This window comes from Catenulispora sp. GP43, assembly GCF_041260665.1.
Taxonomy (GTDB): domain Bacteria; phylum Actinomycetota; class Actinomycetes; order Streptomycetales; family Catenulisporaceae; genus Catenulispora.
Genome location: NZ_JBGCCT010000005.1, coordinates 252,852 through 278,481 on the forward strand (window position 1 = coordinate 252,852; position 25,630 = coordinate 278,481).

Sequence of the window (25,630 nt, forward strand, 5' to 3'; positions counted from 1 at the left end):
ATTCTTCAGCTCACCTCTTCCTACTGGCGGGTAGCTGGGATTACCCTTCCGGACACGGCTCGCTGTGACGACGGTCACAGAAGCCGGTTCCGTGCGCTTCTTCCCTGTCCCCGGGCTCGTCAGGAATCGATAAACATGCGTAGATCAGTTCTCGCGTTCGTCGCTGGTGCCGTGGTGTGTGGTGCCGTCGCCGGGGTGATCCGGTTCAAGCTCGTGCCGGATGCCGAGCGCGTTCAGAGCGACCAGAACACCGTCACCCGGTATGCCGGGACGGCGTCCTATCTCGATCAGCAGGCTGTGGCCGGCGGGGATCTGGCGCACGCGTTCGTCAAGGGTGCGCCGTTCACGGCGGTGGAGACCGTCAAGGCGATCGGTATGCACGGCGATGTCGCGGTCCTGTCGGATGTGACCGCGATCAGCGGTGCCGGCGGGGTGCTCGGCAACCCGAGTTCGACGTGGGCGGTCGATCGCAAGACTCTGATGCCGGCCACCGCGCCGGCCGGGGTCGACGCCGACGCGCACCAGGGACTGGCTGTGGGCTTCGCCTTCTCTCCGGGCAAGCACGACTATCCGTGGTGGGACGGGGCGACCGCCACGCAGGCCACCGCCAAGTACGTGCGCAGCGAGAGCCACGTGGGCCGGTCCACCTACGTGTACACCGTGGACGTCTCCGGCGCCCTGAAGGACCCGGGGACGCTGAAGCAGCTGCCGCCGGCGGTCCCGGTCTCCGTGCTCAAGGGACTGGCCGCGACGATGGCTCCGGACATGCAGAGTGCCCTGGCGGCGCTGCTGCCGCCGGGCGGCGACAGCGTACTGGTGCCGCTGACGTACACGTCGACGACGAAGACCACGATGTACGTGGACCAGCTGACCGGCACCACCGTCGACGCCGACGCGCACCAGACGGTGACCGCGCAGATGAAGTCGAAGCTGGGGACGGTGCCGCTCACAGCGGTCCTGGACGTCGACACCAAGATGTCGCCGGCCGGGATCGCGGACGCGGTCAAGCAGTCGAAGGACGACCAGTCGCAGCTGCTGTGGGAGGGCACTGTGGCCCCGCTGGCCCTGACGATCCTCGCCCTGGCGTTCATCGTCGGCGCGGTGATGGTGGGCCGTCGCGGGCGGGTCGCGGCTGTGGATGGTGGAGCCGAAGGGCCAGCGCCGTTGGAAACGAGCGCTAAGGAAGAGTGAACCGGCATCTGGCTGGTCTTGTGGCGGCGACTGCGGGCGACTGTGTTCGTCCGAGTCGCCGCCACGAAGATGTTCAGCGTCGGCGTACGGTGACCGTGATGGAGCCTCCGTGCGTCGCGCCGGTGGCGAAGACCAGCACTCTTCCCGCCGTGTTCGACCCGGTCGGCGGAATCGTCACGGCCACTGCCCGGCCGGACACCGAGACGGTGGCGTTGTCCGGATAGACGGTGCCGGGCAGCACGATTTCGGTGACTGGCAAGGCTTTCCGGCTCGGTGTGTAGCTCAGGGTGTAGGTGCCGGACGTGGAGTCGAAAGCCGAATCAGTGGGAGTGCCGGCCACCGCCGATGCGAAGGGCACGAACATGGGAGCCTCGCCCGGAAGCGGGTTCCCGGCCTTGTCCAGCGGCGCGTACCCGCCGGTCCCCAAACCCCAGTACCAGCGGGTCCACCCGGTCGCGAACGACGGCATCGCCTTCATCTGGGCCACGATCAGGGCCGCGTTCCCCGGCGTGCTGGTGTTCTCGCCCCACTCGCCCACGATCACCGGCATCCCGTGCGCCTTCGGGTAGGCGGTGATGGCGGCCACGTAGTTGTCGACGAAGCCGTCCGTCGGGTTCCAGTCCTGCCCGTCTTCGACGGCCGTGTCATAGAAGTGCGGCGCGTACCCGATCCGGGACACCCCGGCACGCGGGTCGGTGAAGCCCGGCAGCGCGGTCGGCACGCCTTCCCCGACCAACACCGTCGGTTCCACGAACAGCCAGGACTGCTGATCCGCCTTCCGGATGGCGGAGATCAGCCGCTTGTACATCTCCTGCAGCCGGCCCTGCTCCAGCGCTCGCGAGGAGGCGATCAGCACCGCGGGATCGGACGGGTCGCCGAGCGCGGGGCCGCTCGGCTCGTTGAAGAGGTCATAGCCCAGAAGGCTCGGATGCGACCGCAGCGCCGTGGCGACGTGCTGGTAGAACGCCGTCTGGGCGGCCCGCAGATCCGCGTCGTCGTAGAGGTGCCGGAACGCCGCCTGTACCGAGGGCTCGAAGTACTCGCTGAACCAGTCGTCGGGGATCGGGGTGAACGGCAGTCCGTCGTCCCGGGTCGCCCACGCCGGGATGCCGTCCTGGCCGCCGCCGAAGTAGGGCCCGTAAACGTCCTGGTGGAAATCGACCAGGACGCGCAAGCCGTACCGGTCTGCTGCCGACATCAGTTGCTGGATGCGCCCCATCGCGGCGTCGTCGTACACGCCCGGAGCCGGCTCCAGCCGGGCCCAGGTGATGTCCAGCCGGATCAGGTTGAATCCGCGTTCCGCGATGGCCCGGATGTCATCCGGCGTGGACTCGTCGTACTTGTCGAGGTTGAAGCCGCGCAGGTCCAGGGCCCGGCCGGAGGAGTCGGCCAGCCGGGTGACACCGTCCGGCGTGACCACGGTCCCGGGCACGGACAACGCGGACAGCGGAGCCGGTGCGGGCGGAGCGGCGCGCGCCGCGCCGGGAAGAGCGACGACGGCCGCGACTGTCGCCGCGAGGGCCGTGGCGGCGAGACGGAAACGCAGACGTGCGGGTGTTCGCATGTGACCTCCCACGAAAGGATCGGTGGGGGGCACGGTACTGAGGATCATTCATGTTTTGAAGGGGCCGGCGGTTCCTTGCCGCGCAGCGTGAGCGTCGTTAACTTCCAGTGAGTAAGGCTACTGATTCACAGGACGAGCCCTAGGGAGACCGCCGTGGAACTGCCCGCCGTCGTGTCGCAGGAGGAATGGCGCGAAGCCCGGACCGCACTGCTCAAGGAGGAGAAGGCGGCCACCGCCGCGCTGGACCGGATCGCCGAGCGCCGCCGCGCCCTGCCGATGGTCGAGGTGGTCAAGCCGTACACCTTCAAGGATCGCGACGGAGAGTCATCCTTGGCCGACCTGTTCGACGGCCGGCGTCAGCTGATCGTCTACCACTTCATGTGGATGGGCGACGCCGGCTGCTCGAGCTGCTCGATGGTCGCCGACAACATGGGCCACCCGGCCCACCTGGGAGCCGCCGACACGAACCTGGTCATGGTGACGCGCGCGCCGTGGCCGGACATCGACCGGTTCCAGCGGCGCATGGGATGGAGCACGCCTTGGTACTCCTCCTGCGACTCCGACTTCAACTACGACTTCCACGTGACCAGCGACCCGGAGGTCGCCCCGGTCGAGTACAACTACATGAACCAGGCCGAGCTGGAGGCGAAGGGGATGGACTACGCCCTCAGCGGCGACAACCCCGGCCTCAGTGTCTTCCTCCGGGACGGCGACCGGATCTTCCACACCTACTCCGCCTACGCCCGGGGCTGCGAGGCGCTGGTCGGCACCTACACCTACCTCGACCTGACACCGCTGGGACGCCAGCTGCACATCACTGAGTTCCCCCACCACGATACGTACGACGGCGCCGCACACCACTGCCACTGAGCAAGCAGGGTTCGGTTCGGTTCGGCTCGGCTCGTCGAAGGCCGCCGCCGCGACCATCGCTGTCGCGGCGGCGGCCCGCTTTGGTCAGGAGGCGACAAAGGCTGCGACAGCCTCCGCGAACGCCTCCGGCTCCTCCAAGTGGCCGAGGTGTCCGCTGTTCTCCAGGATGAGCAGCCGCGAGTCCGGGATCAGGCTATTGAGTTCCTCGCCCCATCGGACGCCGCAGATCACGTCGAAGCGGCCCGCCACCACCAGTGCCGGCACGCGCAGCGTCGGCAGGGCGGCTCGGTCGTCGACGGGGTCTGGGGCGCCGTGCTCGTCCAGGCCGGAGATGTAGGTAGCGCGGATCTTGTTCTGGAGCTCGCTCCAGCGTTCCGGGTCGGCCCAGTACGAGGCGACGTAGGCCGGGATGATCCCGCGGGCCACGCGCGTCGTCGACTCGTCGTCGGAGATGGTCGGGATCTCCGCGAATGCCTGCAACGCGGCCGGCAGATGCGGGTCGTCGGCGTGCCGTTCCGCGAGTTCGGAGACCATGCGCGCGGCTTCGGCGCCGAATTCGGGGCCGGTGGCCGGTGCGCTCTCGTAGAGCACCACGCCGGCGAGCTGGTCCGGGCGCAGGATCGCGTGGTGCTGCGCCACGAATCCGCCGTGGGAGTGGCCCAGCAGGTGTACGCGCGGGACCGGGAGGCGGTCGATCAGTTCGGCCAGGTGCCGGCTGTACAGGTCACGGGTGTAGCCGTGCGGGTGAGTGGCGAGGCGGCCGGAGTCGCCGGTGCCGGCCGGCTCCAGGTAGACCATCGTCAGGCGCTGCTCCAGCGCTTCGGAACGCAGGTACTCCCAGGCGATGCCGGGTCCGCCGGGGACGGCCACGCACACCGGTCCGGTGCCGTGGACGTGATAGCGCAACGCGAGGCCGTCGACGTCGAAGGCGTGCGGACCTTCGGTCAGCGGGGCGGCGGAGGGGGTGGCCATGAGCGAACTCCAGATCTTGTCGGTGAGTGGTTCACCGGCAAGATGCGGAAGGCGGGCCCGAGTTCGATCCCGGAGAAGTGATCCGGCTCACACGGCTTCGGCCGGAGCCGCGAGCCGTTGCTCCACTACCGATTCCGCCATCGGGCGCGGGTGGAAAAGCCGCAGCCGGGCGACCTTGCCGCCGTCCAGATCCATCACCCACGCCGCGGACGGCGGGCAGTGCCCGGGGTCCTCGGGCGGGCTGGTGACGTCCATCTCCCACACCGCCAGCGACCGGCCGGCGGTCACGTTCACCGGCCGCTGGCGCACTCCGGCGGCGAGGTCGCAGTTCATGGCGCGGGTGATCAGGGCCCTGCCACCAAGGCGTGCCGCGCCGTACATCAACGCCACCTCGGGCGATCAGCGCTGCGCCACCACCGCCTCGAAGGCGCCGGCCTCGGCGGTGGCGAGGGTGTCGCGGGCGTCGTCCCAGCTCGCCGCGGTGCGCGTGCGGGCGTCGCTGTGGGCGGCTTCCGCGGTCGCGGCCAATGCGGCGGCGAGTTTGGCACGGGCCTGATTCAGCCTGCTGCGAACTGTGCCGACCGGGACTCCGCAGACCCGCGCGATCTGGTCGTACGCCGTGACCTGCGAGCTGAAGTGGCGCAGCACGAGCGGCAGCTGCAAGGTCGGGGACAGCTGCTCGATCGCTTCCCATACCCAGTCCTGCATCGCGTGCTGGTCGAGCAGTTCCTCCGGGCCGGCGGCCGGATCCCGCGGCGGAGCCGATTCCTCAACCGGCACAAGGCGTCGCGCCTCGCGCAGCCGACCGCGACACTGGTTGCGGACGATCATCCGCAGCCAGGCCCCGACAGCATCCGGGTCCCGCACGTCACCGATGCGCCGCAGCGCCACCAGAACCGCGTCCTGCACCGCGTCGTCCGCGTCCGGTCCCGGACCCAGGATGCTCAACGCGACGGCGCGCATCCCGGCCCGGTGGTGCTCCAGCAGCAGGGCCAGCGCGGTGACGTCCCCGGCCTGCGCCGCCCGGACAAGCTCCGCGTCGGTGTCAGGCAGCGAGCTCATAGTCCACGTTCTCATCGGTTGTCGCGGGCTTCGGCGCGGGCTTGAGGAACAGGGCGAGTCCGATCCCGACGGCCAGCGCGGGCGCGATCCACAGATACCCGGTGGCCGTCGCATGCGCGAAGGCGTCCAATGCGCTCTGCCGCAGACCGGCGGGCAGGTGGCTGACTGAATCGGGCCGTGCCGCGTCGAAGCCGCCGACGGTTGGCAGACTGCGGGTGCGGTGGGCGAAGCCGGTGTCGAGCAGTGTGCCGAAGACGGCGACCCCGAACGCCGCGCCGATGGAGCGCGCGAAGGTCACCACGGCGCTGGCCGCACCGAGGTCGGAGGCCGGGACGCTGTTCTGGACGGTCGTCAGCACCACCATCGGCACCATGCCGATGCCGATGCCGGTGATCAGGAAGTAGACACTCAGCACCGCGGTGCCGGTGCCGCCGCCGATGGTGCCCAGCAGGAGCAGTCCGGCCAGGTTCGCTCCCAGGCCCCCGAGCAGGATCAGGCGCAGCCGCTCGACGTGCGCGGCCCAGCGCCCGGCCAGGGACTGGCTCACCACCAGGCCGGCGACCAGCGGCAGCATCGAGATCCCGGACAGTGTCGCCGAGACGCCGTGCACGATCTGCAGGTACGTCGGCAGGTAGACCAGCACCGAGAACATCGCGGCGTTGGCGAAGAAGGCGATGAGCGAGGAGAAGACGACGGTCCGGGACCGGAGCATGGCCGGCGGCAGGACCGGGGCGGCGGCGCGGCGCTCGACCGGGAGCAGCACCGCGGCCAGGGCGACGGTGGCCAGGATCAGCCCGGCGATGGCCGGCGAGCCCCAGCCCCAGCGCTGGCCGAAGGACGTGACCAGGACCAGGCCGGTGGCCATCGCGGCGAGGAGGAACGAGCCCGGGTAGTCGATGCGGGCCTTGGCGCCGCGGGTGGCCCTGGGGAGCGCCCGTGCCGCGATGGCCAGGGCGACCAGGCCGACGGGCAGGTTGATCAGGAACGCCCAGCGCCACGAGAGGTGGTCGGTGAAGACGCCGCCGAGCAGCGGGCCGACGATGCTGGCGACGCCGTAGACGGACCCGAACATGCCCTGGTAGCGGCCGCGTTCGGTCGGCGCGACGATGTCGCCGACCAGCGCGAAGGTCAGCACGATCATGCCGCCGCCGCCCACGCCCTGCAGGACCCGGGCGCCGATGAGCTCGGCCAGGTTCTGGGCCAGGCCGCAGAACACCGAGGCTGTGAGGAAGGTCGACGTCGCCGCCAGGTAGAGGCGCTTGCGGCCGAACATGTCGCCGAGCTTGCCCCACAGCGGGGTGACGGCGGTCGAGGCGAGCAGGTAGGCGGCGCTGACCCAGGCGATGTCGGCGAAGCCGTCGAGGTCCTCGGCGATGCGCGGCAGGGCGGTCGAGACGATGGTCTGGTCCAGGGACGCGAGCAGGACCGCGAGGACCAGCGCGGTCATCGCGGCGGCGACGCCTGTCGGCCGGGTCTGCGTTGGACGGGGTGATGATTCGGGGAACTGCCATGACGTCGGCATGTGCAAGCCTCCTAGCTGGTTTATGTCACAGGACTGTAGCACTTAAGAAGGCAGTGTTCATTCTCATGTGGCTATAGCCGTCGCATGCTGCACAGCGAGGCGCTAGACTCGGGCACCGTGAGAGCCGACGCAGCACGCAATCTGGAAGCCGTCCTGACCACCGGGGCCCGCATGCTCGCCGCCGATCCGGGGGCGAGCATCGCGGCCATCGCGGCGGAGGCTGGAGTGGACCGCCGGACCGTCTACCGGCGTTTCGACTCCCGGGAGCAGCTGCTCGAAGCGATCTACGAGGCGCGCTTGGAGGCGATCGGGCGCGCCATCGAGGGCGCGCGGCTGCGCGAGGCGCCGGTGCCCGTGGCCCTGCACCGCTACGTCGAGAACATCATCGTGGTGAACCGGAAGTGGCCGGTCGACCTGTCCCGCATGCTCGGCGACGACGCCGTCCGCCGGCGCCGCGACGCCTATGTCGACGAGGTCGACGCGTTCCTGGAGCGGGCCACGGAGGAGGGCCTGCTGCGCCCCGGGCTTCCCGGCAGATGGGCCGGGGCGCTGCTGCCCGAACTGGTGAACCTGGTGAACCGCGAGCAGCCGGGGCTCAGCCCCGGCCAGGCGGCCGACGTCGTGGTGGAGACCCTGCTGCACGGCATCGGCGGCGCGTCCCGCTGATCGGCCGGCTCAGGCGGGTCTCAGGCGCGGCTCAGGCGGGGTTCAGGCGCGGGTCAGCTGGTTGCGCGTCTCGATCTCCTTGATCGTGTTCTTCAGCGCCTTGCCCAGCACGCCCTTGCCGACGCTGCCCAGCAGCACGCCGGTGACGCGGCCCTTGAGGTTCTTGCCCTCGCGCACGACCACGACGTCCAGCTGCGTGGACCCGTCGGGCAGCGGGGTGAAGGTGTAGGTGTGGCCCGAGGCGCCGCCCCAGATGTTGGAGTCGGTCGTGGTCATCACGACGCGGCGCGGGTCGGACCAGTCGTAGCTCAGACGCTCCCACACCCCGCCGGAGCCCTCGGTGACGTCGGCGTGGTCCACGCCGGAGGAATGGACTTCCAAGTACTCGTCGGCGCTGTTCGGGAACAGCTCCTTGCGGCCCGGCCCGAAGTCCGTGAGGCACGCCACGAACTGCTCGGGGGTCGCGAGGGTCTTCTCGGTGAAGTGGATGGTCGCCATGGCCGCTCTCCTGGGGTTTCGAAATGGGTTCCGAAATGGGTTCCGTAATCGATCTCGTCCGTCTGGCCCCAGGTTCCCGCCGGCGCGGGCTCCGTCGAGCCAGTACCGGACCCTGGTCGCGCGGGCCCGGGGCCCGGCCAGGGTCCGTCACGGGCGCGGGCCCGGGCCGCCGGAGCGGATCTTGGAGGGGTGACGAGTGATCCTTCAGCCGCACCGCTGTACGGCCGCATCCGGGAGCAGGAGATCCTGGACCGGCTGCTCCACGACCTGCACGCCGGCCGGAGCCAGGCGCTGGTGCTGCGCGGCTACACCGGCGTCGGGAAGAGCGCCTTGCTCGCCTATCTGACCGGTCACCCCCTGGCCCGCCAGGTAGTCCACACCGGGGGCGTGGAGACCGAACCGGAGGTCGCCTTCTCGGCCCTGCACGAGCTGTGCGCACCGCTGCTGGACCGTCTCGACCGGCTGCCGGCCGCTCAGCGGGCCGCGCTGTCCACCGCGCTGGGGATGGAAGCGGGCGCCTCGCCGAACCCGCTGCTGATCGGGCTGGCGGTGCTGGGCCTGTTCGCCGAGGCCGCGGACGGCGAGCCGCTCGTCTGCGTCGTGGACGACACCCAGTGGGTCGACGGGATGTCCGCGGCGGTCCTGGCCTTCGTGGCCCGCCGGCTGGACGCCGAGGCGGTCGCCGTGGTCTTCGCGATGACCACCACGGCGGCGGACGACCTGGCCGCCACCGACAGCCGGCTGCTGGCCGGGCTGCCCGAACTGCGGGTGGAGCGCCTCGGCGAGGACGACGCCCGGACGATGCTGGACGCGCTGCTGCCCGCGACGGTGGATCCCGGGCTGCGGGACCGCATCGTCGCCGAATCGCACGGCAATCCTTTGGCGCTGGTCGTTCTGTCGAGAGGTGCGGCATGCCAGTGAGCATCGTGGGGCGCGGCGACGAACTGGCCCGCCTGGAGGAGCAGGAGGAGATCGACTACCGGCGGCTGTTCGAGGTCGACTTCTTCGGCGGCCGTGCTGTGAAGTCGCGGGGCCGCCGAACTCCGGCGGCCCCGGAATCTACGTCACATTACGGAAGCAGCCTGACGAGCACTCCTCGTAGCGTCCATCGCACCCGCCCCATCGATCAAGCGAGGAAGCTCATGAGTGCAGATGTCTCCCGTCGTCGAGTATTGGTCTCCGGAGCAGCGTTGGCAGGGTCGGCGGCGTTGATCGCCGGCGCGGAGGGTACGGCCGCCGCGGCCGGCGCTCCCGGTGACGCGCAGCCGCAGGCGAAGCCCACGATCGTGCTGGTGCACGGCGGCTACGCCGACTCGTCCTGCTGGAACGCCACCATCGCCGAGTTGCAGCACCAGGGCTACATCACGATCTGCGGATCGAACCCGCTGCGCGGCATCCCGACCGACGCCCCGTACATCGCCAGCCTGCTGGACTCCATCAGCGGGCCGGTCGTGCTGGTCGCGCACTCGATGGGCGGCACGGTCATCACGAACGCCGCCGCCGGCAAGGACAATGTCAAGGCCCTGGTGTACATCTCGGCGTTCGTGCCCGACGTCGGCGAGACGCAGGGCGACCTCATCAACAAGTTCCCCGGCAGCGAGGTCCTGCCGGTCAGCGTGCCGGTGCCGTATACGAAGGCCGACGGTACGACCGGGACCGACCTGTACCTGTCCAAGGACGGCCAGGCGGCCTTCGCCGCGGACATCCCCACCTCGACCTTCCGCGTCCTGCAGGCCACGCAGCGGCCGTTCGACGCCGAGTCGTTCGTCTTCCCGACCACGGCCGCGGCCTGGAAGACGATCCCGGTGTGGGGACTGGTCGCGGGCCGGGACAAGGCGATCCCGCCGGCGTGCGAGCGCTGGATGTACACCCGCGCGAACGCGCGCAAGATCGTCGAGGTGCCGACCTCGTCGCACGTCGCGATGATCAGCCACCCGAAGGCCGTCGCCGATCTCATCGCGGACGCCGCGGAGGCGGTCGCCTGACGTTCGGGACGTCGGCCTGGCAGGGCCGGCCGTCCTCGGCGTACGGTCGGGCGTGAGCGAAGACCGAGAAGAGCGACCGGCGACGACGTTCGCCGCGGAGCTGCTCCGCTTGCGGCGGAGAGCGCGGATGACCCTGGAAGGTCTGGCGGAGGGCTCGGGCGTCAGCGCGCGGGCCATCGGCGGACTGGAACGCGGCCACAGCCTCGGGCCGCAGCGGCGGACGGTGATCGCCCTGGCCGACGGGCTCGGCTTGGGCGAGGCGGAGCGGAGCGTCCTGGAGCAGCTGGCGGAGGCCGGGCGTCCGCGCCCGGTGACCGCGCCGGTCGGCTGGTGCGTGCCGCCGAGGCCGGTCCCGGACTTCGCCGGCCGTGAGGCGGAACTGGCCGGGCTCGCCGAGTTCGCGTCCGGATCGCCGGCCGGATCCGGAGCCGCGGCCTCGGTCGTGGTGTTGTCGGGGCCCGGCGGAGTCGGGAAGACCACGCTCGCGGTGGAGGCCGGTCGCCGGTTGGCGGACGCGCGCGGCGTGGCCCTGTACTACGTGGATCTGCGGGGCATGGACGCCGAGCCGCTGTCTGTCACCGCCGCGCTGTTCCGCTTGCTGAAGGCGCTCGGGGTGGGGAACCGCGACGTGCCAGATGACGTGGACGGCCGCTCCGGGCAGTTCCGTGCGTTGCTGGAGGAACGGCCTGCCGTCGTGGTCCTGGACAACGCCCGCGACGAGGAGCACGTCCGGCCGCTCCTGCCGGGCGCGGGCCCGGCCTTGGCGCTGGTGACGAGTCGCAGGCTGTTGACCGGGCTGGAGGGCGTCGCGCGGCTGCCCGTTCCGGTTCTGGACGGCCCGGCGGCCTTCGGGCTGCTGAGCTCGATCATCGGCGGCGCGGACGGTCCGCGCGGCGAGGGGCTGGCGGATCTGGCGGCGTTGTGCGGCGGGCTGCCGTTGGCGCTGCGCATCATCGGCAACCGGATGGCCACCCGGCCGGGCTGGACCGCGCGGCAGCTGGCCGATCGGCTGGCCGATTCCGGGCGGCGGCTGGAGCGCATCCAGGCCGGCGACCAGCAGATCACGGCGGCGTTCGGCATGTCCTACGACCAGCTGAGCCCGCAGGCCCGGCGACTGTGCCGCCGCCTGGCGCTGATCCCCGGGCCGGACTTCAGCGCCGCGCTGGCGTCGGTGCTGATCGGGGATTCGCTGCCGGACACCGAGGATCTGCTCGACGAGTTGCACGAACTGGGCCTGCTGACCCAGAACGACGGTCCGCGCTACGCCTTCCACGACCTGATCCGCCTGTTCGCCGGGAACCGGCTGGCGGCGGAGGAGGAGCCCGCGGAACTGGCGGCGGTCAGCAGGGCGATGACCGAATGGCTGCTCGCGGAGACCGTGACGGCCGGCCGCTGGTTCGAGCCCGAACACGGTGCGGCACCTGAGGACCGACAACACCCGGTGGATCTGTCGACGGCTCAAGCCGCTGCCGCCTGGTTGCAGGCCGAGGGCGACAACTGGTTCGGCGCCGTGCGCATCGCCGCGGAACAGGGGTGGGACCGCCAGGTCGTGGACACGGCCGAGGCTCTGCACTGGTTCTCGGACCACTGGCACCTGTGGGAGCACTGGCACGAGCTGTTCAGCCTGGCCGTGGCCGCCGCCGAGCGTCTCGGGAACACCGTGGAGCAGGCCACACAGCTGAACTACCTGTCGTGGGCGCAAGTGGTCCGCGGCGACCACCAGCTGTCGGCGCAGACCGCGCTGCGTGCCGCCCGCATCGCCGAGCAGGCCGGGGACCTCAGGCAGCAGGCCTGGGGGTACCAGTACGCCGCCAACGCGCTGACCCGGCCCGATTCCGCGACGGCGCTGTCCTACGGCCAGCAGGCGGAGAAACTGTTCATCGAGGCCGGGGACTACGAAGGGCTCGCCGAAGCCCTGAAGATCTCAGCCGTCAACCTGATCCGGCTGCGCCGGCCGCGCGAAGCCGTCGAGCAGATCCTCCAGGTGATGGAGATGTACCGGATCCCGCAGACGTCGGCGGCGCGCCAGCTGATCGCCGACTTCTCGCTGATCACCGGCGGCCTGTACCTCGCCTGGGCCTACGAGGCGATCGACGAGGAGGGCCTGGCCGAGGCGTCCTACCGGCAGGCGCTGACCGTCGCGGACCGCGTGGAGCTGCCGTTCCAGCGCGGCGACCTGGAGGTCCACTACGCCAGGCTGCTGAACCGGACCGGCCGGCACGACGAAGCCGTCGAGCTGGTCGAAGCCGCCCGCGCACGCTACGCGGCGATCAACGCCACGGGACGGGTCGCGCGGGCCGACGAGGTCCTCGCGTTGTGGCGCGACCCGGCGACGCGCCACAGCCCGCCGGGAGGCGGGTGGTGCGAGTTCCCGGCGGGCTGGTGACGGGAGGGCTGCGGGATATCAGGATCCTCATCGACCCGGGGCGCTGCGCTAGCGCTACCGGGCCGACACGGCCGACAAGGGGCGGAGTGGGCGCCGGGCGGCCGCCGCGGGTCAGCCGCGCGCGGCCTGCTTGATCAGGTCGGCTGTCGCGGCGGGGCGCGAGACGTACACGGAGTGGCTCCCGGGCACCTCGACGGTCGTCGCCCCGATCCGCTCGGCCATCGCGCGCTGTGCCGGCGGCGGGATCATCCGGTCGTCCTGGGAGACCAGGTACCAGGAGGGCTTGCTGCGCCAGGCCGGTTGCGAGGCGGCTCCGTTGAGGGCGTCCAGGCCCCACGGGACCTGCGAGTCGGCCATGAAGGCGGCCTGGGGTTCCGGCAGGTCCCCGGCGAAGGACTCCGCGAACTTCTCGCGGTCCAGGAACAGGAACCCGTCGACCGGCGGCAGGATCGGCGGCACCGGGGCGCCGGGCGGCGGGTCCGCGATCAGGGTGCTGACCGACTCGCCCTTGTCCGGGGCGAACGCCGCGACGTAAACCAGGGCTCGCACTTTCTCGTGGGTGCCGGCCTCGGTGATGACCACGCCGCCGTAGGAGTGCCCGACCAGGGTCACCGGGCCCGGCATTGCGTCGATCACTTGGTGGGTGGCGGCGACGTCGCCGTCCAGCGTGAGCGTGGGGTTCTGCACGATCGCCACGTTGTAGCCGTCGGCGCGCAGGGCGTCGTACACGCCCTGCCAGCCGGAGCCGTCCACGAAACCGCCGTGGACGAGCACGACGTTCCCGGGTGCTGTGCTGTCGTTCATGATTCCTCCAGTGACGTCCGGCCTTGGTGAACGGCCTGTGGGGAGGACGGTACGAATACGGCTGTTTCGGCCGCTCCCGTCATGTGACGTAGTTCCGCGGCCGGCGGCCGGCGGCCGGCGCCAGCGGCTGCACAGACTGGCGCGGCCTACTTTTGCACCCCGCTTTTCCTGGCACTCCCGCCTCGCGCTCCGTTGACTGAGGAGGTGGACGGATCCTTGATCGGCCGGGACCGCGACGCCGAGCGGCTCGGCGACTTCGTGGCCGGCATCCCGCAGTTCGGCGGGTCGCTGCTGGTGGTCGGGGACCCGGGGGTCGGCAAGACGGCCTTGCTCACCGCCGTTTCGCATAAGGCCGAAGAGGCGGGTTTCCGGGTTCTGCACACCGCGGGCCACCAGTACCGGACGCAGGTCGGCTACATCGCGCTGCACCAGCTGCTGTCCTCTGTGCCGGAGTACCGGCTACGAGAAGACCTGGCGGCGGTGACAGGCCCGGCTCTCGATCACGGCGCTGTGGCCGAGGCGGCAGTCTCCCTGATCACCGACCTCAGCCGGGACTGCCCGATCCTGCTCGTGCTGGACGACATCCAGTGGCTGGATCCAGCCAGCACCATTGTTCTGCAGACGATGGCGCGGCGTCTGCCGGGCACCGGCGCGGGGATGTTGTGCGCCGCCCGGACCGGCGCTGAGAGCGTGTTCGCCGTCGACGGGCTGCACGAGCTGGGGCCGCTCAGCGCGGCCGCCTCCGAAAGACTGCTGGTGCGCAGCTTCCCGGCACTGGCGCCGCGGGTCCGTCAGCGCCTCATGGCCGATGCCGAGGGCAACCCGCTGGCCTTGTTGGAACTGCCCGCCGCGCTCACCGATTCGCAGCGGACCGCGTCCCAGGCCCTGCCGAGGCACCTTCCGCTGACCCGCCGTCTTCAGGCGGCATTCGCTTCCCGCGTCCAGGGCCTGCCCGCCGCCACCCGCCACCTTTTGCTCGTGGCGGCACTGGAGAGCAGCGGCAGCATGCAGGTGGTACGGCGGGCGGTCGCCGGACGGTGCAGCCTGAAACACTTGGCGCCGGCGGAGAATGCGGGCCTGGTGGTCGTCGACGACGCGACCGGGAGGCTGAGCTTCCGGCATTCGCTGGTGCGCTCGGCGGTGGTGGAGCTTTCGACCAGCGAGCAGCGACGGAACGTGCACAACGCTCTCGCCGAGGCTCATGGCGGCTCCCTCGAACTCCGTGCCTGGCACTTGGCGCTGGCTTGTGTCGAGCCCGACGAGCGTGTCGCGGCGCTGCTTGAGCAGGTCGCCGGAATCAGAGCCGCGCGGGGTGACGGGGCGGACGCCGTGGAGGCGCTGGTGCGCGCCGCCGATTTGAGTCCGCGGGGAACCGAGCAGGCGCGGCGGCTGGCCATGGCGGCGTATGTCGGCGTGAACCTCACCGGCCGTCTGAGAGAAGTACCGCGTTTGTTGGACGCGGCGCGGCATTCCGCTCCGGAGGCGGGGTCCGTGGCCGCTGCGGCTGCTACCGCCGTGTATCTGCTCAACGGTTACGGCGACGTCGACACCGCGCATCGCGTTCTCAGCGCGGCCGTGCTCAGCCGGCCCGAGCCCTGCGAGGCATCCGACACGCCGCTGGTCGAAGCGCTGTTCGTGTTGCTGATGGTGTGCTTTTACGGGGGCAGGCCAGAGCTGTGGTCGTCCTTCGACCAGGCGATGGCGCGGTTCGCCTCGGTCCCGGATCTGGCGGCCCTGATGCGGGCGGCATTCGGCGATCCGGTCCGCGCACGGCCGGCCGACTGGGCTCAGTTGGACGCCGTCATCGGGCAGCTGCCCGGCACCGCGGATCCGGTGCGGATCGTGCGCATCGGTGTCGCCGCGGCCTACGCCGACCGCCTCGGTGGCTTGGAGGAGCCGCTGTGGCGCACGGCCTATGGGGACCGGGCCGGGGAGAACGTCTTCCCGGCCATCCAGGCGCTGTTCCTCTTGGGCAACCACTTCTGGTTCAGCGGCCAGTGGTCACAGCTGCGCCGGGTGATCGCCGACGGCTTGGATCTGTGCGAGCTGTTCCACTATCCGATGCCGTCCTGGCCGGGCAGGTTCCTCGTCGCCTGCGTGTCGGCCGCCAGTGGCGACTACGAGGGCGCCGATTCGGTGGCCGACCAGCTCGAGCAGTGGGCCGGGCCGCATCGTGCGGGTGCGGCCCGTCAATACGCCGCGCATATCAGGACCCTCGGTTCCCTCGCGCGAGGGGATTTCGAGGCGGCTTACGACCATGCGAGTTCGATCGCGCCGGCCGGGAGTCTGCCGTCGTTCGCCTCGCACGCGTTGTGGGTGTTCCTGGACCTGATCGAGGCGGCGGTGCGGACTGGCCGACGTGGCCACGCTTTGGCGCATATCGAGGTTGGGCGGAAATCCGGTCTCGCTGAGGTGTCCCCGCGGCTGCGCATGGTCTTGCTGGCCGGTGCCGCCCTGGCCGCCGACGACGATGACGTCTGCTTCGCAGGGTTCGATGAAGCGCTGGCCGTCGAAGGCGCCGACCGGTGGCCCTTCGAGCAGGCCCGGATCCATCTGTACTTCGGCGAGCGGCTGCGGCGCGGCAAGTCCTCCGCACGAGCGCGCCACCACCTGAACGTCGCCGCGCAGACCTTCGGCCGGCTCGGCGCGGCGCCCTGGGCCGACCGGGCTCTGCAGGAACTGCGGGCCTGCGGCAGGCCGATCGGCGTCGAAGCTCAGCATGCTGATTCCGCGCTGACGCCGCAGCAATGGGAGATCGCGCGCCTTGCCGCCTCGGGCCTGACCAACAAGCAGATAGGGGAGAAGCTCTTCCTGTCCCCGCGGACTGTGTCCACGCATCTCTACCAGTTGTTCCCGAAGCTGGGTGTCACCTCCCGGGCGGCGCTGCGCGATGCTCTCGAGCGGCTCAATACGTCACATGACGGGAGCGGCTATCCGCACCGGCCGATTAGCGTCGAAGCATGAATGATCATGGTGCAGACCTGGTGGTTCGCGCGGCGGCCATCCACACGCTGGTTCCCGGTCAGGCGCCGCAGCGCGCCCTGGCAGTGCGGGGCGACCGCATCGTGGCCCTGTCCGCTGATCCGCACGGCCTGGACGCGTGGGTGAGCGCGCGGACCGCCGTCCACGACCTGCCCGGGGCCACGGTGCTGCCGGCCTTCGACGACACCCACACCCATCTGGTCTTCGCCGGCCGCAGCGCGCATGACGTCCCGGTCCACAAGGCCCGGACCATTGCCGAGTTCCTGGACCTGATCCGAGAGCGGGCCGCGGTCACCCCCGACGGGGAGTGGATCCGCACCACGACGAACTGGCAGGAGCTCAACCTGGCCGAGCGCCGCATGCCCACGGCCGTCGAGCTCGATCGGGCCACGGACCGGCACCCGGTGCTGGTCAAGCGCGGCGGCCACAACGACGTGGTGAACAGCTTCGCCCTGCGCCTGGCCGGCATCACCGAGGACACGCCGGTCCCGCCCGGCGGCGTGATCGGCCGCGACGCCGCCGGCCGGCTGGACGGCCGGCTCATCGACAACGCCCAGGGACTGGTCGAGCGCCTGGTGCCGGTCGACGACGAGGCGCGGCAGATCGACGGCCTGCGCCTGGCGAGCGGTCAGTACGCGGCGACGGGCATCGGGACGGTCCGCGACGCCGCCGTCTTCCTGCCCGACTACCGCATCCTGCTTGCGGCCCGGAAGGCCGGCGCGCTGCGGGTCCGGGTCCGGGCGATGATCGCGACCTTCGGGATGGACAGCGTGGCCCAGGTCGAGGACATGCTCGACGCCATGGAGGAGTGGCGCTACAGCGCAGACCCCTGGCTGCGGGTGTGGGGCGTGAAGTTCGGCCTCGACGGCGGGCTCGAGGCCGGGGCCACCGAGCAGCCGTACGCCTGCGACCACTCCTTCTTCGGTACGCTGACCTGGGATCCCGATGTGCTGGTCGAAGCCGTCGAGGCCGTGGTCCGCCGGGGTTGGCGGGTCGGCACGCACGCATACGGGGACCGCGCGGTACGCGTGCTTCTCGACGTGTACGAACGAGTCCTGCGGAACAACCCCGGCCTGCCCGCCGGCACCCTCGTCATGGAGCACGGCGGGCTGGCCGGGCCCGAGCAGCGGGCCCGCGCCGTCGCGCTGGGCGTCCCGGTCACCATCCAGCAGCCACTGCTGCACGACGCGGCCGAAGTCGAGCAGGGGTTCTGGGGCCCGGAGCGGGTCGCGGCCCTGTTCCCGGCCCGGGAGTGGGTCGACGAGGGCGCCTCGGTCAGCGCCGGCTCGGACTTCCCCGTCGGCCAGTTCGGCGCCATGCGCTCGGTGTGGGGGATGACCACGCGGCAGACCGTGATCGGCGTTCAGGGGGCCGAACACGCCGTCAGCTACGACGAGGCGGTCGCCCTGCACACCGGCCACGCGGCCCGGCTTTCGCAGGAGGAGAACCTGCGTGGATGCCTTGCCCCGGGGCGTCTGGCCGACTTCACGGTGTGGGACCGGGATCCGGCGACCTGTTCGGACCAGGATCGGCGGGACCTGAACCCGACTCATACCTTCCTCGGCGGGACCCTGGCTTGGCAGAAAGACGGGGCCGCGGCCGGGCGATGAGGTTGCCGGGCCCCCGCGCGGCGTGCGCCCGTACGATTGCGCGAAACCGTCGGTAGTTCGAACCGCAGTGGGGGACCAGCCACGATGAGAGCGCTTCTGTATGCCACCCTCATCGCCCTGATCTGCTCGCTGGCCGGTACGCCGGTGGCCATCCGGTTCTTCACCCGCCGCGGCTGGGGGCAGGAGATCCGGGACGAGCTGCCGGAGCTGCACCAGGTCAAGCGGGGGACGCCGACGATGGGCGGCACGGTCATCGTGCTCTCGGCGCTCGCCGCCTACTTCCTGACCAAGGCCGTGACGATGAAGGCCCCGACGACGTCGGCGCTGCTCGTGCTGTTCCTGATGACGGGCCTCGGGGCGGTCGGGTTCATGGACGACTTCATCAAGATCTTCCGACAGCGTTCGCTCGGGTTGCGGGCCAGGGCGAAGCTGGCCGGGCAGTTGGCGGTGACGCTCACGTTCGCCGTGCTGGTGCTGCACTTCCGGAACGCCGCGGGACTGACGCCGGCCAGCGAGCACGTGTCGTTCCTGAAGGACATCGGCTGGCTCAGCCTGGGCCCGGTGCTGTTCGTGGTCTGGAGCTACGTGATGATCGCGGGCTGGTCGAACGCGGTCAACCTCACCGACGGCCAGGACGGCCTGGCCGCCGGCACCTCGGTCATGGCCTTCGGCGCGTACGTGGTGATCGGCCTGTGGCAGTACGGCCAGAACTGCGCCGTGTCGCCGAGCAAGGGCTGCTACCAGGTGCGCGACCCGCTGGACCTGGCGATCGTCGCGGCCTCCGTGGTGGGCGCGTGCTTCGGTTTCCTGTGGTGGAACGCGTCCCCGGCGAAGATCATCATGGGCGACACCGGGGCGCTGGCGTTGGGCGGCGCCTTCGCCGGTCTGGCCATCTGCTCGCGCACCGAACTGCTCGCCCTGCTCATAGGCGGCGTGTTCCTCATGGAACTGCTTTCGGTGGTGATCCAGGTGGGCTCCTACAAGCTGCGGCACGGCAAGCGGGTGTTCAAGAACTCCCCGATCCACCACCACTTCGAGATGATGGACTGGCCCGAGATCACCATCACCATCCGGTTCTGGATCATCGCCGGACTCTGCGTCGCTCTGGGCCTGGGCATGTTCTACGGCGGGTTCAAGGCTTCAGCCTGACGGACCCCGGCTCCGTCAGCTGCCGATGGCCTGCGGGTAGGAGAAGAAGCCGGCCGGGTCGTAGTCCTGCTTCACCGTGACGAGGCGGTCGTAGTTCTGTCCGTAGTACGCCGTGCGCCAGTCGTCGAGCTGCGGGTCGGGGAAGTTCTGGTACGAGTGCCGCGGCGGGCCGAAGGGGAAGATCGCGTCGTAGAACTCGTCGAGCCAGCCCAGGTTCGCTCGCACGACGCTGCGCGGATCGCGGTCGGCCCAGGTGGTCTCGGCGTTCAGGATGAACGCCGCGCGCCGGTGTACGAACGCCGTCGCGTCCGGGGCGATCTCGTTGATCCGTCCGCCCAGACCGAACATCGCGAAGCCGGCGCCGTCGGGGTTGGCGCTGCCGGGCCAGGTCTTCAGCGTCTCGGCCGCGGCCTGGACCTGATCGGCGTCCAGGAGGTCCCCGGGGGCGAGGATCGCGCACTTGGCGGCGAAACGGTCTTTCGGCGTGGTCTGGGACAGCAGCTCGCTCGCCCGGCCGGGGGTGACTTCGCGGACTGACTTGGCGTTGCTCGCGCGCTCGCCGGGGGTGCCGATCCGCAGCAGGGGATCGAGGATGCCCAGCAGATCCCCGACGCTGCCGTAGTGCTGCCCGATGACGTTGACGTTCGCGTTGTCCTCGATCTCGCGGCGGCGCTGTCCGGCGGTCCCGATGCCGAGGCGGCAGTGGAATCGCTTGTCGCCGAGCGTCTCCGTCGCGATCTGCTGCATCGCGGCCATGACCGGCTGCACGCTGTCGATGGTCCACGTGAAGGAGTAGAACGAGACGTTGCCGGCGAACTGGTCGTAGCCGAAGGTGAAGGACGTGTGCACGCCGAAGTTGTTGCCCGCTCCGCCGCGCACCGCCCAGAACAGGTCGGGGTGGGAGCCCTCGCTCGCCTCGACCACGCTGCCGTCGGCCAGCACCACGGTGGTGGACAGCAGCCGGTCGCACGTCATGCCGAACATCTTGTCGCTGAAGCCGATGCCGCCGCCGAGCACCAGGCCGGCGACGCCCACCGACGGGCAGCGCCCGGTGGGCACGAACATCCCCTCGTCCTCCAACAGCGGATGCACGTCGCCGTTGGTCACCCCGGCCCCGACGGTCACGGTGCCCGCGTCGTGGCCGACCTGGATCGGGCCGTAGCGCCGGACCCGGACGCCGGGACGCTTCGTGGAGGAGATCGCCTTCATGCGGCTCATGTTCAGCAGCAGGCCCGTGGTGGTCGAGTACCCGGCGTAGTTGTGCCCCAGGCCCGAGCGCGGCACGGCCGGCATCCCCACCGCGCCGGCCCAGCGGATCGCGGCGGCCACGTCGGCGGTGGTGACGCAGGTGACGATGCCGGCCGGCCGGATGGCTTCATAGCGGTGGTTGAAGGGGACGGAGAGCGGCCAGTAGGCGCGATCCCAGGGCCGGTAGAGGGAGGCTCCGGGGGAGAGCGCTCTGGCCAACGCGCGCCATTCGGCCCCTGATACGTCGCGCGCTGTGGCCGTGGCCGTGGCTGTGGCCGTGGGCGTCGCTGCTGCCGAGGCCGCCGCCGCCAGCGCGCCCGCCGTACCGAGCCTGAGCACATCCCGTCGGTCCAACACGTCGAACTCCTGCCGCGTCAGGATTGAAGAGCATGGATATCAAGATCACGGTATGTGCGGGCGGCACCGGGTCCGGTGTTGTGTGGCGGTGCTGGGCCCGTGGTCACCCGGACGGACGAAGGGCCCGGTTCGCGAACGGCGGGACTTTCGGCCCTACGACGCGCGGTGCGGCTGGGGTGGACTGGTCTGGTGACCGGCTCGTTGAGTGTTCCGTGGGACGACCGTCTGCTGGAGTACGACTTCGGCCACGACCATCCGCTGGCGCCGGTGCGCGTCGCGCTGACCATGGCGCTGGCCCGGTCGTTCGGGGTGTTCGAGCACCCCGGTGTGGAGGTGGTCGCGGTGCCGCCGGCCGACGACGGCCTGCTGGAACTGGTCCATTCCCCGGAGTACGTCGAGGCGGTGCGGCACTCCGCTCAGGCGACGTCCGGCGAGCGGATGCGCTTCGGCTTCGGGACCGAGGACAACCCCTACTTCCCGGGCATGCACGAGGCCTCGGCGCGGATCGTCGGCGCGTCGGTCGCCGCCGCGCGCCAGGTGTGGAACGGGGTGAGCGAGCATGCGGTGAACATCGCCGGGGGACTCCATCACGCGATGCGCTCCCACGCCTCGGGCTTCTGCGTGTACAACGACCCGGCGATCGCGGTGGCCTGGCTGCTCGCCGAGGGCGCGCGGCGGGTGGCCTACGTCGATGTCGACGTGCATCACGGGGACGGGGTCCAGGCGGCGTTCTGGGACGAACCGCGGGTCCTGACGATCAGCCTGCACGAGCACCCCGGAAGCCTGTTCCCGGGCACCGGTCTGCCGTCGGAGTCGGGCGGCCCGGGCGCGGAGGGCGCGGCGGTGAACGTCGCGCTGCCGGCCGGGACCGGCGACGAGAAGTGGCTGCGGGCCTTCGACGCGGTGGTGCCGCCGCTGGTCCGGGCCTTCGAACCGGACGTGCTGGTCACCCAGCATGGCTGCGACACCCATGCCCTGGACCCGCTGGCCCATCTGCTGCTCACCGTCGACGGGCAGCGTGCGGCGGCGGAACGGCTGCACCGCCTGGCCCACGAGGTCGCGTCCGGGCGGTGGGTCGCCTTCGGCGGGGGCGGCTACGAGCTGGTGGACGTCGTGCCGCGGGCCTGGACGCACCTGCTGGCCGAGGCCGCCGGGCACCCGATCGCGCCGGCCTCGGCGATCCCTGCCGAGTGGCTCGTCCTCGCCCGCGAGGCGACCGGCCGTCCGGCCCGCGTGCCGACCATGACCGACGGGCAGCACCCGGACCCGCGGCCGTGGACCAGCGGATACGACCCGGCCGATCCCGTGGACCGGGCCGTGATGCTGACCAGGCGTTCGGCGTTTCCCTGGCACGGCCTGTTCCCGGAGCCGTGATCGGCGAAAACGATCAGGGACGTATGGCCCTGGCCTAAAGCCCTGGTCGAGGCGCATGCTGGAGATGGGAGGAGGAACGGATACCAGGAGGCGCCGTGGAAAGCCGTATCCAGCCCGACCGCAAGCTGACCGCGCGGATGGGTCTGACTCTGTTCCTGCTTGGGCTGCTGTACGTCGCCTTCGCGGCGGTGCTCGTGGTCCTGCTCAAGTCCGTCGTGCTGATCGTGGTGATCCTCGGCGGCCTGTTGTTCGCCCAGTACTGGTACTCCGACCGCATCACGCTGGCCGCCCTCAAGGGGCAGATCGTGACCGAAGAGGAGTATCCGCAGCTGCACGCGATCGTGGACCGGCTGTGCGCCCTGGCCGACATGCCGAAGCCGAAGGTGGCCGTCGCCGAGCTGGACGTGCCCAACGCCTTCGCCACCGGCCGGAACGCCGAGCACGCGGTGGTGTGCGTGACGACCGGCATGATGGCGCTGCTCGACGAGAAGGAGCTGGAAGGCGTCCTGGCGCACGAGCTGACGCACGTGGCGCACCGGGACGTCGCGGTGATCACCATCGCCTCGTTCCTGGGCGTCATGGCCGGCCTGATCATGCGCTTCACCCTGTACTCGCAGGCTTTCGGCCGCCGCCAGGACCAGAACACGGCGATCATCATGATGGCGATCACGGTGGTCTCGCTCACGGTCTACGCGGTCAGCTTCGTGCTGATCAGGGCCCTGTCCCGGTATCGGGAACTGGCCGCGGACCGGGACGGCGCGATCCTGACCGGGCAGCCCTCGGAACTGGCCTCGGCACTGGTGAAGCTGTCCGACAAGTCCAGCCGGATCCCGCATCGCGACCTGCGCAGCGTGCAGGCGTTCAATGCTTTCTTCATCAGCCCGGTCGGCGGGTCTATCGCCAACCTGTTCTCGACGCACCCGAAGCTGGAGCGGCGTTTGGAGCAGCTGGCGCAGCTCTCGGAGCAGATGGGGCGGCCGGTCTGAGCGTCGGCGGGTTCGGGGTCGGCGGGTTCGGCGCGGCGGTGAGCCGTTCGGCCCGGTCCTTGATGCCGTGCAGCATCTTCCGCTCCATGACCAGGCTGCCCGGCTCCATGACGAACAGCCACAGCGCGCCGGCCACGGGCCCGGTCCGCGGGACCTGGATCCGGTTGCGGCTGATCAGGCGGGTCTGGCACTTGCCAGGGGTGGAAGGGGCTTGGGGGTAGAGCCCGAACGACCACACCCACGCGCCGTCGACCGAGCGCACCACCAGCGCGTGCTCGCGTTCCAGGACCTCCACGCGCATCCTCTGGCCCTTGCCCAGCGGGAGTTCGTCGCCGACGGCGAGGTCTTGCAGCCCGGGGACGATCTCGTCCGCGCTGTGCATGTTCAGCCCGAAGAAGTTCTCGATCCAGTCGTAGGTGTAGGCGCCGCCCCGCCCTGAACCCATCTGCACCAGCCACGGCCAGATCGCCGAGGCGGGCGCGTCGACGCCGATCGCTCTGGTGGTCACCACCGTGGCATCGGGCAGGAGCTTGTCGCCGGGCATCGTCCGGAGGATCTCGTCGTCCCGGGCGCCCCAGTTCAAGCAGCGGTCCCGCCACAGGGCCGGGTAGGCCGCGGCGGCGAAGCCGAGCAGCCCGCCGGCGAGCAGTGCCGCAGGCCATCCGCGATTCATGGCTTCTTCCTTTCGCGAGGGGTCAGGGGCGGTTCAGGAACACCTTGAGCGCGCCGGTGTCCAAGGGGGTTGTCAGGGCTCGATGTCCGGCGGCCTCATCCCAGCGGCACCACGGCGACCGGGCACTCGGCGTGCTGCAGCAGCGTCTGGCTCACCGGCCCGATGAGCATCCCGTGCCGGCCTTCCGCGTGCCGCCGTGCGCCGGTCACCAGCAGGTCCGCGCGCCGGGAGGCGTCGACCAGCAGGCCCGCGGCCGAGCCGATGGCGAGTTGGTGGAAGGAGCGGGCTTCGGGGTAGCGCTCCTGGAAGGCGCGCACCAGGGCCGCGAGGCGGTCGTCGCGTTCGCGCTCGATGCGGGCGACGTCCTCGGCGATGCCGGGGTCCTGCTGGCCGTAGGCGACGATCCAGGGCTCGTCCCAGACGTTCGTCACGGTCAGGCCGGCGCCGCGGCGCGAGCCCTCGTCGAAGGCGAAGTCCAGGACGGCGTCGCAGCCCTCGTCGATGTCGACGGCGACGACGATGCGGTGGTGGGCGTCCAGCACGTTCCCGCGGGCCACGATCACCGGGCAGCAGGCCTCGGCGAGGGTGCGCAGCGAGGTGGAGCCCAGCATCATGCCCTGGAATCCGCCGGTGCCGCGGTTGCCGACCACGAGCAGGTCCGCCTCATGGCTGGCCGCAGCGAGCACCTTGCCGGCGTACCCGGCGACGGCGCGCGCCTCGACCGGGACGGCCGGGTGTTGTTGGCGGGCCCGGGCCGCGCCGCCCAGGGCGATCTCCTCGGCGGCCTTGCGCGCGGTGGACTCGGTGTCGGAGGAAGTCAGCGAGTCCGGTGCCGGCGGGGTCAGCCAGTGGTAGGCGGTGATGACGACCAGTGATCCGCCGCGACGCGCCGCCTCGGCCGCGGCGAGGTCCAGGGCCCGCTCGCCGGGCAGCGCGCGGTCGTACCCGACGGCGACGACGGTGTTCATGGCGACCTCCACGGTGAGCGCGGTCTGTGGGCTCTTCTGCGGACTCTTCTGCGGGCTTGCCTGCCGGCTTGTCTGCGGGCCTTGTCCGGTGCCTGTTCGCGGGCTTGGCCGGCTTGTTCGGGGCTCGCCCGCGGGCCCGCCTTCCACGCTCGTCGCGGCCGCGCACCCCCGCCAGGGCTTGAGGTCCCGATCGTGGTCAGGCCGTTGGACCCGGCGTTCCCGGATTCGTGATGATGGTGATCGGTCCGTTCGTCCTGTCGGCCTCGGCGAGGCGGTTCACGAGGCGTGCGTACTCCGAGGACAGCCGGTCCTGTTCGGCGATCACCGCGTCGTGGACCTCGACGAGCTCGGCGAGGAAGGCGCGGGTCTGGCTCAGCTCCTCGTGGATCTCGGCGGCGACGGCGGCGCAGCCGTCGGCGGCCGCTGCCTCCTCCTCGGCGGCCAACCGCGCGGCGTGCTCCCGGCTGCGGGTGATCTCCACTTCGACGAAGGCCAGTTCGTCGGCCGCCTCGTCCAGGTCCCGTCGCAGGCTCGTGAGCATGGCCCGCTGCCGCCAGCGCGCGGTGTCCGGGGCCGGGTCCTTCTGCCGCCCCGAACGCTTCGGACGGTGCCTGCCCGCGATCCGACTGATGAGGCGCATGACTTCTCAGCCCCGCGGTGCCCTCACGACGGCGTAGCCGCCGGCCTGTACTCCCATGGCCTGCGCGCCTCCTCTTCCGGTTCCCAGTGGACCTCGGTGCGGGCGAGCGGCCCCAGGGCCGAA

22 protein-coding genes are annotated in these 25,630 nt (G+C 70.9%); 11 read left to right on the forward strand and 11 right to left on the reverse strand.

What is annotated here, in order from left to right:
• The first annotated feature begins 135 nt into the window (after positions 1-135).
• Positions 136-1,191 (forward strand): porin PorA family protein, encoded by a 1,056-nt coding sequence (locus ABH926_RS13280; RefSeq protein ID WP_370365784.1) that lies wholly within the window; start codon positions 136-138, stop codon positions 1,189-1,191.
• Between the two features lie 73 nt (positions 1,192-1,264).
• Here ABH926_RS13280 and ABH926_RS13285 read toward each other — a convergent pair whose 3' ends face one another.
• A complete protein-coding gene (locus tag ABH926_RS13285) occupies positions 1,265-2,755 on the reverse strand; it encodes a cellulase family glycosylhydrolase (RefSeq protein ID WP_370365785.1) in 1,491 nt (496 codons plus the stop codon).
• Between the two features lie 153 nt (positions 2,756-2,908).
• On the opposite strand from ABH926_RS13285, the gene ABH926_RS13290 reads away from it, so the two are divergent.
• Complete coding sequence (locus tag ABH926_RS13290; protein WP_370365786.1) at positions 2,909-3,625, forward strand: DUF899 domain-containing protein; 717 nt, start codon at positions 2,909-2,911, stop codon at positions 3,623-3,625.
• A gap of 84 nt (positions 3,626-3,709) precedes the next feature.
• On the opposite strand, the gene ABH926_RS13295 is transcribed toward ABH926_RS13290, so the two are convergent.
• From ABH926_RS13295 to ABH926_RS13310, 4 genes are all read right to left on the reverse strand, one after another.
• Positions 3,710-4,597 carry an alpha/beta fold hydrolase gene (locus tag ABH926_RS13295; protein ID WP_370365787.1) on the reverse strand — a complete coding sequence of 296 codons (888 nt, stop codon included), beginning with the start codon at positions 4,595-4,597 and terminating at the stop codon, positions 3,710-3,712.
• Positions 4,598-4,684: 87 nt separating this feature from the next.
• Positions 4,685-4,978, reverse strand: coding sequence for a hypothetical protein (locus ABH926_RS13300; RefSeq protein WP_370365788.1), 294 nt, complete (start codon positions 4,976-4,978; stop codon positions 4,685-4,687).
• Positions 4,979-4,996: 18 nt separating this feature from the next.
• On the reverse strand, positions 4,997-5,659 hold the full coding sequence (locus tag ABH926_RS13305) for an RNA polymerase sigma factor (RefSeq protein ID WP_370365790.1): 663 nt from the start codon (positions 5,657-5,659) through the stop codon (positions 4,997-4,999).
• The gene (locus ABH926_RS13310) at positions 5,643-7,106 is read right to left on the reverse strand and encodes an MDR family MFS transporter (protein ID WP_370365959.1); all 1,464 of its coding nucleotides are present in this window, start codon (positions 7,104-7,106) and stop codon (positions 5,643-5,645) included. Before ABH926_RS13310 ends, ABH926_RS13305 begins: the two co-directional genes overlap by 17 nt.
• A gap of 246 nt (positions 7,107-7,352) precedes the next feature.
• Here ABH926_RS13310 and ABH926_RS13315 point away from each other — a divergent pair, with 246 nt between their 5' ends.
• Positions 7,353-7,847 carry a TetR/AcrR family transcriptional regulator gene (locus tag ABH926_RS13315; protein ID WP_370365960.1) on the forward strand — a complete coding sequence of 165 codons (495 nt, stop codon included), beginning with the start codon at positions 7,353-7,355 and terminating at the stop codon, positions 7,845-7,847.
• Between the two features lie 42 nt (positions 7,848-7,889).
• Here ABH926_RS13315 and ABH926_RS13320 read toward each other — a convergent pair whose 3' ends face one another.
• Positions 7,890-8,345, reverse strand: coding sequence for an SRPBCC family protein (locus tag ABH926_RS13320; RefSeq protein WP_370365791.1), 456 nt, complete (start codon positions 8,343-8,345; stop codon positions 7,890-7,892).
• 189 nt (positions 8,346-8,534) lie between these two features.
• Here ABH926_RS13320 and ABH926_RS13325 point away from each other — a divergent pair, with 189 nt between their 5' ends.
• From ABH926_RS13325 to ABH926_RS13335, 3 genes are read left to right on the forward strand one after another with little or no spacing between them, the layout of a single operon-like run.
• A complete protein-coding gene (locus ABH926_RS13325; RefSeq protein WP_370365792.1) occupies positions 8,535-9,266 on the forward strand; it encodes an AAA family ATPase in 732 nt (243 codons plus the stop codon).
• Positions 9,257-10,330, forward strand: a complete 1,074-nt coding sequence (locus ABH926_RS13330) for an alpha/beta fold hydrolase (RefSeq protein WP_370365793.1) — start codon at positions 9,257-9,259, stop codon at positions 10,328-10,330. Before ABH926_RS13325 ends, ABH926_RS13330 begins: the two co-directional genes overlap by 10 nt.
• Before the next feature lie 52 nt (positions 10,331-10,382).
• Entirely contained in the window at positions 10,383-12,716 is a 2,334-nt protein-coding gene (locus tag ABH926_RS13335; RefSeq protein WP_370365795.1) for a helix-turn-helix domain-containing protein, read from the forward strand.
• A 111-nt stretch (positions 12,717-12,827) separates the two neighbouring features.
• Here the strand turns inward: ABH926_RS13335 and ABH926_RS13340 are convergent, their stop codons facing one another.
• A complete protein-coding gene (locus tag ABH926_RS13340) occupies positions 12,828-13,520 on the reverse strand; it encodes an alpha/beta fold hydrolase (protein WP_370365796.1) in 693 nt (230 codons plus the stop codon).
• A gap of 204 nt (positions 13,521-13,724) precedes the next feature.
• Here ABH926_RS13340 and ABH926_RS13345 point away from each other — a divergent pair, with 204 nt between their 5' ends.
• From ABH926_RS13345 to mraY, 3 genes are all read left to right on the forward strand, one after another.
• Positions 13,725-16,484 (forward strand): AAA family ATPase, encoded by a 2,760-nt coding sequence (locus ABH926_RS13345; protein ID WP_370365797.1) that lies wholly within the window; start codon positions 13,725-13,727, stop codon positions 16,482-16,484.
• Positions 16,481-18,112: an amidohydrolase gene (locus ABH926_RS13350; protein ID WP_370365798.1), complete on the forward strand. Its 1,632-nt coding sequence runs from the start codon at positions 16,481-16,483 to the stop codon at positions 18,110-18,112. Before ABH926_RS13345 ends, ABH926_RS13350 begins: the two co-directional genes overlap by 4 nt.
• A gap of 84 nt (positions 18,113-18,196) precedes the next feature.
• Positions 18,197-19,261, forward strand: a complete 1,065-nt coding sequence (gene mraY / locus ABH926_RS13355; protein WP_370365799.1) for a phospho-N-acetylmuramoyl-pentapeptide-transferase — start codon at positions 18,197-18,199, stop codon at positions 19,259-19,261.
• 15 nt (positions 19,262-19,276) lie between these two features.
• Here mraY and ABH926_RS13360 read toward each other — a convergent pair whose 3' ends face one another.
• Positions 19,277-20,866: an FAD-binding oxidoreductase gene (locus ABH926_RS13360; protein WP_370365800.1), complete on the reverse strand. Its 1,590-nt coding sequence runs from the start codon at positions 20,864-20,866 to the stop codon at positions 19,277-19,279.
• Positions 20,867-21,055: 189 nt separating this feature from the next.
• Here ABH926_RS13360 and ABH926_RS13365 point away from each other — a divergent pair, with 189 nt between their 5' ends.
• A complete protein-coding gene (locus ABH926_RS13365) occupies positions 21,056-22,240 on the forward strand; it encodes an acetoin utilization protein AcuC (RefSeq protein ID WP_370365801.1) in 1,185 nt (394 codons plus the stop codon).
• A gap of 95 nt (positions 22,241-22,335) precedes the next feature.
• Positions 22,336-23,226, forward strand: coding sequence for a zinc metalloprotease HtpX (gene htpX, locus ABH926_RS13370; RefSeq protein WP_370365802.1), 891 nt, complete (start codon positions 22,336-22,338; stop codon positions 23,224-23,226).
• On the opposite strand, the gene ABH926_RS13375 is transcribed toward htpX, so the two are convergent.
• The 3 genes from ABH926_RS13375 to ABH926_RS13385 all read right to left on the reverse strand — a co-directional run bounded on the left by ABH926_RS13375 (position 23,135) and on the right by ABH926_RS13385 (position 25,507).
• Positions 23,135-23,899: an SRPBCC family protein gene (locus tag ABH926_RS13375; RefSeq protein WP_370365803.1), complete on the reverse strand. Its 765-nt coding sequence runs from the start codon at positions 23,897-23,899 to the stop codon at positions 23,135-23,137. The two genes, htpX and ABH926_RS13375, sit on opposite strands and share 92 nt — an antisense overlap.
• A 95-nt stretch (positions 23,900-23,994) precedes the next feature.
• Positions 23,995-24,867, reverse strand: a complete 873-nt coding sequence (locus ABH926_RS13380) for a universal stress protein (RefSeq protein ID WP_370365804.1) — start codon at positions 24,865-24,867, stop codon at positions 23,995-23,997.
• Positions 24,868-25,063: 196 nt separating this feature from the next.
• On the reverse strand, positions 25,064-25,507 hold the full coding sequence (locus tag ABH926_RS13385) for a hypothetical protein (protein ID WP_370365805.1): 444 nt from the start codon (positions 25,505-25,507) through the stop codon (positions 25,064-25,066).
• Positions 25,508-25,630 lie beyond the last annotated feature (123 nt).